An 11,739-nucleotide genomic window follows, 5' to 3' on the forward strand; every position below is an offset into this window, starting at 1 on the left:
ATGGGACAGGTACGGGCACGGTGACAATTACTGTGAAAGGCACCAATGATCTTGCAACCATCGAAGAGACAGGGACACAAGATACATCAGTGACAGAAGCCGGTTTCAATGTTGAAGGCGATGCAGATGCAGGCGGAAAACTGACTGTTAGTGACGCCGATGCAGGAGAAAGTCTTTTTAATGTACCCGCTGATTTGTCTGGTACATACGGCACATTTACATTTAAAGAAGATGGCAGCTGGACTTATGAGCTTGATAAYGACAAAGCGGATGTTTTAATCGACGGTCAAGAATTCCAAGAAACATTGACCGTGACTTCTGCGGACGGAACAGCAAGTAAGACTATCACTGTGGATGTATTGGGTAGCAACGATAAGGCTACGGTTAGCGATGACAGTGGTAAGGTCAAAGAAAACACTGAGGGTAAGCAAGTCGCGGAAGGCCAACTTGCTATTCAGGATGTAGACACGGGTGAAGCCGAGGTTAAACCTTACACAGAGAAAAATGATTACGGTACGTTTTCTGTTGATAAAGAAGGCAACTGGACGTTCACCATCGACAATGGCAGTGACACACTCCAAGCCCTTGCTAAAGGTGAGAAAATCCCACTGGAATTTGAGGTTACGTCGTTTGATGGTACAGGCACTGGCACAGTCTACGTTGTTGTTGAAGGCACAAACGACGGCCCTGTTGCTATCAACGATCATTACGACACTCCAAACGAAACATTATTATTCACTGAGTCATTTGAAGATATGACAACAACTTCGCGTTGGACCGTTGTGAAAGGTGATCAACTTGGTGAGTGGGATGCAACACACGGTTTAGAGGTTCAACATGATGGGCTAATCGCTAAAGCGACGGACGGAGACTATCTAGCTGAGCTTGATGCTCATCAAAATACGTCGATCTCGACGAATGTTGATACGTCTGGCCAAGATAGCGTACGCGTAGAGTTCGATTATAACCCTCGCCACAATGGGGGCAATAGCTCTTCGGATATGACTTTCAGCGTTGGCGGAGTGGTTATCACTGTTCATGCTGATGGTACTCTTTCCGGCGGTGAGAATCACAATGTTCAAATCAGTGGTGACGACGTAAATGGTTGGTATCAAATTACTGGTGATTTTGACGTTACAGGTGACAGTACTGAAATTAGCTTCGCGGGTAGTGGAGCTTCAGACTCTCTGGGTGCGTTGCTAGACAATATTTCTGTTACTGGTATTAAACAACCAGATTTAACTACTGAAGAAGATGAGCCAATTACTATTTCTTTTGCTGACTTGCTTGGCAATGATAGTGATATTGATGGAGATACTTTAAAAATTACAGACGTATCTACCGCTGTAAACGGTAGTTTTGTAGTTGATTATAACAGTAAAACAATTACCTTCACTCCAACTAAAGACTTTAACGGTGAAGCAACGTTTGAGTATTCAATATCAGATGATAATGGCGGTGTTGATACTGCTACCGTAACACTCAACGTCACTCCAGTTAACGATCCACCAAAGGCTGGTGATGACCATTACCTAAATAGTTTAGGCGATAACCTTATTCTAAACGGTAGTTTTGAAGAGTTTACTTCAGCGGCTGGAAGCCCTGGTTGGGGATCAAAAGCACAAGCGCTTGATGACTGGACATTTACCACCGAAAGTGGAAATGGAAATGTAGAACTAGTCGATTCTGAGACTGGTCACGCCAACATTGTCGGTACTGACATCAAGCATGCTATTGATATGGAAGGTACTGGAAAATCAGGTGATAACGTAACCATTTCACAGAGTGTAAATGGTATTACACATGGTGCTGTCTATGTACTCTCTTTAGATGTGGCGAAATATGTTGCGATCCCAACTGCCGAATTGAAGGTAATGTGGAACGGTAAACTGATTGACACCATTACTCCTGCAGACAACAACATGACGACTTACACTTTTCATGTTGTTGGTGAAGCTGGTGACAATACAATTTCATTCCAAGAGATAGGAACTTCAGGTGATAACAGTGGTACTTATCTAGACAATATCAGTCTTCAACAAGTGAGTTCAGGTTTAACAATTCTAGAAGATTCTAGTGAGCCTTTGGTTATTTCAGCCGAGCAGCTATTGGGTAACGATACCGACGTTGATGGTGATAAGTTAACTATCACCAATGTTGATCAGCTTGACTCCGACCAAGGTCGAATTGAACTTGTCAAAGACGGCAACGTTGTTACTGAAATCAAGTTCTATCCGGCCAAAGACTTTAATGGTGAAGTATCTTTTGACTACGACATTAGTGACGGCAACGGCGGTACCGACGATGCCACTGTTACATTGCTAGTAGTACCTGTGAATGATGCACCAGAGTTCATCAATGAGAACGTTGACGGTGGCGGTTATGAGTTCAGCTATGCTGAGGAAATGACGGCGGAGGTTAATGAAAATACTCCTATCGGCAAAGTAGAAGTAACAGATATTGATAACACGGCCGACGAAATTAGTTTCGTTATCAAGAGTGGTAATGAAAATGGTTGGTTTGAAATCAATAGTCAAGGTGAGATTCGTCTGACTGAAACTGGTTTAGAAGCAGCGGCTAACGATTTCGAAGATGCAGGACCAATTAATGAACATAACTTAGTTGTGACTGTTAATGATGGCACTGTTGAGGTAGATACCAACGTTAGGCTTGAAGAAAGAAATGTTAACGATAACCAAACAGAATTTTCTAAAGACTCTGAATCTTCTATCTCATATCTAGAAGGTGCTCAAGCAGGCGCTACTCTTGGTAACGTAACAGCAACAGACCTTGATGGTGATGACATTGTTTATAGTATCGCTAAAGAAGACAACATATACGCATTAGACGATACAAACAAAGACAAGCCTTATTTCTTTGTCGACCAAAATGGTAACATCAGCCTTACTGTTGATGGTGCTGCAGCTTTTGCAAATGACTTTGAGAAAGACAGTAACTCTCATTCGATTAAAGTAACAGCAACTGGCACAAGCGGTGAGGGTGAAGACACAGTTAGCACTATTGACGTAACGTTAAGTGAATTAAACGTAAATGATGAAGACACTAATTTTGCGTCAGACTCTATTTCGTTCAACTATGAAGAAAACCAAGTCGCTGGTGCTACGATAGGTACTGTCGAAGCCTCTGATAAAGATGGCTCCAATATCACTTATTCTATTAAGCAAGGCGACAATGTCTATATTGACGATAAGCCACTTTATGCAGTGGATGAGAAAACTGGAGAAATTAGCCTGACTGAGGAAGGCGCTGCAGCTTATACAAATGATTACGAAGAAACGGGTAACTCTCATAAGATTAAAGTGACAGCGACAGGGACAGATGGTGAAGGCGATGACACTGTTGGTACCATCGAGGTAACTCTCAATGAAACAGATGATGATAGTGACAATCCACCTGAATCTGAAAGCTTCACTTATTCTGTAAATTCAGCTGCTAAAACCCAAATAGTCTTCGACACGGCGAAAACACCAATCGATGGTGACAATAAAGCGCCTAACGATCATATATCAGATGAAGAAGATGACGCAGATAGTAACGCTAATCTACAAATCGTAATTACTGAATTGCCAGATCATGGGACGCTTTACTATAAAGACCCAGAAGATGGGGAGTTTAAGTTAGTAGAAGAAGATCACCTCTACGGTAATAGTGGTCAAAAACAATTTGACGCTAATTCAATTCATTATGAACCTTATGCTGATTCTGACGGCTTTATTCTCGGGGTTAAAGATGCTCAATTGAATGAAGAAAATGCTAATAGTTCAGACTTCCTAAATTGGGGAGATGCTACGAGTAAGGGCGATGAACGAGTCTTGACGTTAGAAAATGGTGATAAGGTTACGATAACTTCGTCAAATGGCCCGCTAGTACAGTACCTCGGTGATCCGAATGCTAGTCATGTTGGTTATGGAATAGGTGCTAAGAACGATGGTGGTATTCAAAGCAATGAAACGATATCGATAGATTTTAGTAGCCGACCAGCTGAGAGTGTAAAAATTGGATTAGATGGATTAGGCGGATGGTTTGACGAAAGTCTTGAATCTGGTGTCAATACTGGTAATGAATCTAGTGTTGAAATAACCGTTCACTTCAATACTGAAGATGGAAGTGATAGTAAAATATTTACCTACCAGAAATCAGCGAATGGTGATGTAGAGCTGTTCCACCAGATTACAATTCCATCTTCAGGCGATATTGACGGTGGTACATTAACAGCGGTCGATGGACCTCTTCCAGAAGGTGCACAAATCACTAGTGTTGATTTAAGTACTATTGGTAATGGTAACTGGGAGCTTCGCTACTTAGAAACAGAAGCGAGTGATTCATTTGATTATCGTGCAGTTGACAGTGACGGTAACTTCAGCGATGAGTCTACGGTTACCATAGAAGAAGATAATCTTGTTCCTACAATAGACCTAGATGGCAATGATTATAAGTTCGAGTTTGTTAGCGAAAATGCTGGTTATAATAATGTCTTTGGTTACTACATTCTAGATGAAGCTACTGGCAACAAAGAACTGCATGTTCTCGTTTCCGACTCTAAGCAAGTAGATGATGGTTCTGAAATCGGCCGAGTTGAATCGCTTGATAATATTGAATACTTCCTAATTCCCGATGGAGCTTCTCTAGTAAAAGAACATCTAGAGAATCTTGAGATTAACGAAAAAGGCGAATTATTAATTGATGGAACGGTTAGCGATGACGCTATCTATACGACTAAAGACGCTCTTCATCAGCTAGATAAAACTACTGATGACGATGGTAACTTGGTCATTAGAATCGATGATCAACATAAGCCAGGTGATGATAATGACTTCAACGACTTAGTCATTAAAGTTATTCAACAAAACACAGATGCTGACTACCATACAACCTTTACTGAAGGCGACTCAGGCGTATCCATTGTAGATACAGACGTAGATGTTTTTGATGATAAGGATATTATTTCTAAGATTACAATTAACCCATCAAATGCAACTGCATTTGATGGTTTAGATTCTTCTACACTGCCATCTGGTTGGACACTTACAGAAGACAGTAACGGTTTATTTACTCTGAGTAATAATAACGGTCAGACAGCCGCTGCTGAATTTGAAGCGGCATTGAAGTTGATTCAATTTACTAATGCCAGTAATGACCCAAGTGAGACTAGCAGAACGATAGAATTTACTGCTTATGATAACTTGGGCCAGCAGTCTAATACTGCAACAACGACAATTAAAATAATCGCTGTTGATGACACTCCAGATGCTGCGAGCAATGAAATAGACACTCTAGAAGATCAACCTATTGTTCTTAATTTAGCGCATTTTGGAATAACGGATAACTCAGTTGAATTAACAGTGAAGTCTTTGCCTGTTGATGGCGTTCTTGAAATAGAAACGTCACCAGATAAGTGGGAAGAGGTTACTGAAGGTCACGTTATTCCAGCGGCCCTTATTGAAGGAGGGTCTGTTCGTTTCACCCCTGATTTACATGAGTCTGGTAACGAAACCGATTTTGTTGCAGATGGTGTTGGGGATCAGAAAGAAGACTACGCTTCATTTGATTTTGTTGTAAGTAAAGACGGCAACTCATCTGAAAAGCAGACTCTAACTATTGATGTCACTCCGGAAGCTGATGCTCCTATCGTTAATGTTCAGATTGGCACAGCAACATACTTTGATAATGGATTTAAATCTGAAGGTATAACAACAGAGCAATTCCAAAGTGGAAACTTCGATAAAGTTAAGTTCGGAATTGATAATGAACGAGTGGATGAATCTAATTCTCAGGACTTGTTCTATGGCGATTATAAAGGTAGTGGTAACGATTATCTCGTAAGTCGGAATGGTGGTGGGGATACAATACATTCAAGCGAATACCTTGATGATTCTGATAATGACATTCTCGTTGGGAGTGATAGTGATCAAGCTGATAGCCTATTTGCAGGCTTTGGGGATGATGTCTTAGTTTCTGGTTTAGGTAATGATGGTTTATATGGAAATAAAGGGCAGGATATTGCTGTTTTACCGGGTCTATCTTCTGATTATGAAATAGACAGAGGGCCTGGGTATCACGAAGTAAATGATATTTGGTTCGATTTTAAACGATTAGAGGACCTTGGTGGTGGAGCAGAAGTTGCAACAAAAGCTCTTCATTCTATTGAACATGTTCAATTTGAGGATGGTATATTCTCGATTGATAGTGTTACTGGCGAATTAACACCCGTAGATCCATCTGCAACAATACTGCCATTAGATATTAAAGTTGATTTGGCTGATATTGATGGTAGTGAGTCTCTAGGTAATGTAGTAGAAATTTTAGGTATCCCTTCAGGTGTATCTTTAGTGATCGATGGTGAGACGCAAACACCAAATCAAGATGGTTCGTATACTGTTGATTTGAACATTGCTGCAAATGGCTTATCTGGTTCGGTATCTGCTGAGATAGTCGTTCCAAACAGCTATCAAGGTAACCCTGACTTTAATATTACTGCTTCAGCAACATCGGTTGACGCTAATGACACTAGGACAACAGGTTCTGACACTGAATTTGCTACAGTTTCTCCGGCCGAGTTAATAGTAGGCACTTCTGAGCCAAATACGCTAGATGGTAAGAGTGGCGATGATGTCATCATTGGAGATACTGGTGGGGATCAAGTAACTATCACTCCTGCAACTAACTACAACATTGCTATTCTGGCTGATACTTCTGGGAGTATGGAAGGATCGCGAATTACATTGTTAGAGAAATCATTATTGAATTTTGTAAAAGGCCTTGATACGCACGAAGGAACGATAAATCTTTCCATCATTGGGTTTGCAAACATAGCTTCAGATCCAATTGTTATATCTCAATCTGATATACAAAATGGGAAATGGGATGATATTGAAACAGCTATTAATACTCTATCTACAGGTGGTTCAACAAACTATGAAGCTGCATTTAAGAGTGCTGAAGCTTGGATCGATGGTTTAGGTAATGACTCAGAAAATATCACACTGATGGTAACTGATGGCAAACCAACGACATATATCGGAGACGACTCTAGCTCTGGCAGTTCAACGGACGAACTTGATATTGCTCGAGCGCTAGATGCCTATAATAACCTAGCGTCAGTGAGCAAAGTTCGTGCAATTGGCATCGCAACTGACGTAGATGAAACCAATACACTTCGTATGTTTGATAATTCAGACGTAGCTGATGGTGCATTTACGACAATTGGAGAAGGTACTATTGTCAGTGAAACGACTCAGAGCCTTGTCGTGACCGTGTTTAATGACGAACCTGCAGCGACTGATATCAGTGACGAGTTTACGATAGCCACAAATCAAATAGCATCTTTAGATCTAGGTTTCTCTACAGGTAGTGGAGGTGGTTTAGCATCGAGTGATAAGTTTACATGGAAAGTTGAACGATATGATGGTGAAAAGTGGAGTGCTGTGCATGGACCAATTAATTCAAGATCTGATACAGACTTAGACCTTTCAGTAGAAGGCACATATCGTATTTCAATTACTTTGGATAATGTTACTGATGATCCTAAAGATGAGGTTAGTCTTGAAGCCGAAATTGAGATTATAGAATATACACAAGTACCACTTGGGGAAGTTGATGTTGTAACCGACGGCACAATGTTAGCCGCTGCCCTCATTGGCGAACTATCAACCTCTAAACCTCAAGACCTAAGCGAAGATACTCTCAACGGAAACAAAGGTGATGACATTATCTTTGGTGACGCTCTAAACGGTGGTGCTCTAAATACACTTGCTGGAGTTGACTCTTTAGACGGTTTATATAAGCGTGGTGACACCGAAGAGACGATATATCAATTTATTACCGATAATCATGAAGTGTTAGGTGCCAGTGGCACTAAAGGTGGTGACGATATACTCAATGGTGGTGCAGGCAATGACGTTATTTATGGTCAAGGCGGAAATGACACTATAATTGGTGGCGAAGGTCGCGACATCCTTACTGGTGGTGAAGGTTATGATGCATTTAAATGGGTAGATGAACCATTCTCAACTCATGAAGATGTCATTACTGACTTTACTAAAGGCGAAGATAGACTCGATTTCGCAGAGCTAGTCGGTGAAGAATCTGGAACTGCAATGGACAAATTGCTTGGTGATATTGTTGTTTCTGTTGATGACGACGATGTTAAACTAACTGTTGAGCACGGTAATGATACGCAAGTAATTGTTTTACAAGATGGAGTAAATGAGTTTGGCCTTGAAAATATCCCTCTAGAAGGTGGTAATGAATCGGTTGATTTCTTGAAAAGTCTAATGGTAAATTATGAGGTTTAGAGACTAGAATAAAGGGCCGACAGGCCCTTAACCTAACTCTCCAACACAAACAAAAAGCCCGAAGCTCTATTAAGAACTTCGGGCTTTCTTTTACCTGTTTTTTTTTAATGCCTTAAAGCACCTTACAAGCAAAACCTTTCAAGTAGAAACCTTCAGGGTAGGCTGTATCAATCAAGTGATCTGCGGCTTGCTCAAATCTTTCTACAAATTTCACGCTACGGCCTGCATCAAGGGCTGCATCCGCAATTACTTTTTGGAACAGATCTGCGCCCATTAAGCCAGAACAAGAATACGTCAGTAGTGTGCCACCCGGTTTAAGGATCTGCATCGCTAGCATGTTGATGTCTTTGTAGCCGTTCGCGCCAGACGTTAAGTTGTTTTTACTCGAAACAAACTTAGGTGGATCCATTACGATAACGTCAAACTTAGTGCCTTGGTCGCGGTATTCACGAAGCAATTTGAATACGTCAGCGTTTAAGAAAACAGCGCGCTTTTTCGAGATATCAAATTCATTGATCTCCGCATTGTACTTAGCAGTATCAAGCGCTGGTTGCGAAACGTCAGCGTTAATAACACGCTTTGCGCCACCTTTAAGCGCGTATAAACCAAAACCACCAGTGTAAGAGAAGCAGTTAAGAACGTCTTTGTCTTTTACGTATTTCATCGACTGTTGACGGCTGTCACGTTGATCAAGGTAAAAGCCTGTCTTATGGCCGTTGATGATATCAACGCTGATTTTAACGCCGTTCTCTTCAATGATGACAGATTCAGGAGGCGTATCACCATGAAGAACACCAACCGTTTGCTCTAACCCTTCTTTCTTACGTACCGCGACATCTGAACGCTCATAAATATTGCACTCAGGGAAGCACTCTAATAGAGCCTCAACTAATACGCTTTTGTTAAGCTCTGCGCCTGCACTAAGAAGCTGACAAACTAGGTAATTTTGAAACTTATCAATGGTGATGCCAGGAAGAGAGTCTGACTCTGCTGCAATCAAGCGATAACCTGTTAAACCGTCGCGCTCAATAATATCTTCACGAAGTAACTGAGCTTGTTGAATTTTCTCTACAAAGAACGCTTTATCGATGTCTCTTTTCTCAAAGCTCCATACACGAGCACGAATTTGAGAAGTAGGAGAGTAAGCCGCTTTCGCTAACCATTTACCATCGTTTGCGTATACATCGACGGTTTCTCCAGATTGTGGGTCACCTTCAACACGTTGAATACCACGAGAAAAAACCCAAGGATGTTTGCGACGTAAAGACTTATCACGGCCTTTAACAAGATAAATAGCAGGAGTCATTTGCTTACTCAATAGAAAATTTTGGTGGGCTATTGTCTTGCAAGCGTTAGTAAAAAGCAACGAGATACTGATATATGAAGGGGAAGTTTATAAATGAGTGGGTAAAGGATGCTTAGCTCCTAACTTGGTAGGAAATAAGCATCACATTACTTACCTTAAAGAACCGTGATCACATCTTCAAACGGTAAGCGAGATTTAGGTAAGTTCGCGTTAAAATCTTCAACTTCATTATGGTAACCCATAGCCAAAGCAACATTACACTCATAGCCACCAAGCTCGTTTGCAAACTCTTGGTTAATCAGCTCAGAATCAATCCCTTCTAGAGGGGTCGAGTCAATATTTAAGCGAGCAAGTACATGCAATGTATTGCCAAGTGCCAAATACACTTGAGACTTCGTCCAATCGGCGGTGTTACCCGTTTCATCGGTGTTTAGCTCAGCAAAAACAAAACCACCAAATGCGGCTTCACGGTCTTCAACTTTAGTGCGGCCGTCTTCAATCCCTTTATCTACAACCTTTGCATAGTCATCGCGATTATAATGAGGGTTATGAGCAAATAAAATGACATGCGAAGATGATTTAACGTGAGGACGATTAAATTGAAATTTATTCGCGAAAGTATCCTCCAGTCTTTGTTTAGCTTCATCGCTTTCAATTACAATAAACTTCCAAGGTTGAGAGTTTATTGATGAAGCTGATAATCGAATAGCTTCTAGTAGAACATCAAGGTCTTCTTTAGAAATGCGCTTAGAAGGGTCGTATTGTTTTGTCGTGTAACGGCTTTCCAAGTCACGGATAATTGGGTGTGTCATCGTAGTACCATAGAATACAAATTGTTGAGCGTGGAAATGTAAGTTAAAACAACGTCTTAATCAATGTCTGAGTGCTGTTTTAATGTAACAAAAGTAACTGAATAGCAAGCTGATGGCAGGAAATAGATTCTTACAGCCAAGTGGAATAGCTTGGGATTGATCATGAAATCAACATCGATTTACATAGTAAATTTAACACTTTCTATGACGGTTATTGACAATAAAAAGCCAAATGCGATAAGGCATTTGGCTAGTATTTAAGTCGACGTGATAATTACGCTGCTTTGATATGGGTAGTAATGTACGGTTGCCATGCATCTTGATACATCTGTAGTGATTGGCTTCTCATCTTGTTAATTTTGGTTAACTCGAACTGAACCAGATCACGTTGCTCAGAAGCGGCCGTACGTTCAATACTTTGTATAACTTCATAGAGATCATGCTCGGGGCCATTTTTTACGTCTGCAATAGCTTTAAGGTGAAGCTGAACCTCTGCAACAATGTTAGTTTTTGGAAGTTTTACTAATAGGTTAAGGTCGCGGTAGCCAGAAGGTGCCGGATTTTTAAAGCGATTCTTCACTTTTACGATATCTGTTTCTCTATCGAGTGCTTCATATACTTCCATCAAGCTCTCAACATCATCAGCAACAATGGTTGCTCTTGCAATGTCGGTGATGCGTTCAACTTTTCCACCAAGCTCATGTTTGATTTTCTCTTGAGCACGGTGAGATGATTTAATGCCTGCAAAGTAAGCGTTTGTTTGAGTCAGTAGCGCGGTACTATTACAGATGTTTTCAAGTTCAAACTGAGCTTGGTGAGATTTGCTATAAAGAGTATCAAAATCCGAATGAGGTTGAAGAGGTGTAACGTTTGTTGAAGGAATGCCGTAAAGGCCGCTGAGGTTATGTTTGAATAACTTAGCACAAACTTCATTATGACTTGGTGAATGCTTGTCATCACTGTTCGGCACAACAGGAAGTGCAGCGAATGCAGGTGTACGAGTCAGCATAAATAGCATGATTGCTGTCGTACGAAGAAATACGTTCATTCATTCTCCTTAAAGGATGGTGACTTAGTAAAAAGTGTATTTAAAAGACACTAAGAACAACCATTTTAAGCAGCTAATACATATATGGGGTCAGCGAATAAAAAAACAATACCAGTGATATATACGTTGCTTGGGTTGTGTCTTAGATCACATAGAAAATGAGTCAAACCAGCTGTCTATGTCTAAATTCCACAATATAGAGCCATTATAAACTTCGAGTATTAATGGAACATGAACACTTCAGTCAGATTCGAATAT

The 11,739-nt window shown here is 40.8% G+C and carries 4 protein-coding genes; 1 reads left to right on the forward strand and 3 read right to left on the reverse strand.

Going from position 1 to position 11,739, the window contains the following annotated elements:
• Positions 1-20: 20 nt before the first annotated feature.
• Positions 21-8,315 (forward strand): tandem-95 repeat protein, encoded by an 8,295-nt coding sequence (locus tag L4C54_RS00275; protein WP_428806620.1) that lies wholly within the window; start codon positions 21-23, stop codon positions 8,313-8,315.
• Positions 8,316-8,427: 112 nt separating this feature from the next.
• On the opposite strand, the gene L4C54_RS00280 is transcribed toward L4C54_RS00275, so the two are convergent.
• The 3 genes from L4C54_RS00280 to L4C54_RS00290 form a co-directional block, all read right to left on the reverse strand.
• The gene (locus L4C54_RS00280) at positions 8,428-9,621 is read right to left on the reverse strand and encodes a class I SAM-dependent methyltransferase (RefSeq protein ID WP_428806621.1); all 1,194 of its coding nucleotides are present in this window, start codon (positions 9,619-9,621) and stop codon (positions 8,428-8,430) included.
• Positions 9,622-9,776: 155 nt separating this feature from the next.
• Positions 9,777-10,433, reverse strand: coding sequence for a nitroreductase family protein (locus tag L4C54_RS00285; RefSeq protein ID WP_428806622.1), 657 nt, complete (start codon positions 10,431-10,433; stop codon positions 9,777-9,779).
• 274 nt (positions 10,434-10,707) lie between these two features.
• Positions 10,708-11,481 (reverse strand): RelA/SpoT domain-containing protein, encoded by a 774-nt coding sequence (locus tag L4C54_RS00290; RefSeq protein WP_428806623.1) that lies wholly within the window; start codon positions 11,479-11,481, stop codon positions 10,708-10,710.
• Between the last annotated feature and the right edge of the window lie 258 nt (positions 11,482-11,739).

The sequence above is a fragment of the Vibrio lamellibrachiae genome, assembly GCF_050337265.1.
In the GTDB taxonomy this organism is placed as follows: Bacteria; Pseudomonadota; Gammaproteobacteria; order Enterobacterales; family Vibrionaceae; genus Vibrio; species Vibrio kyushuensis.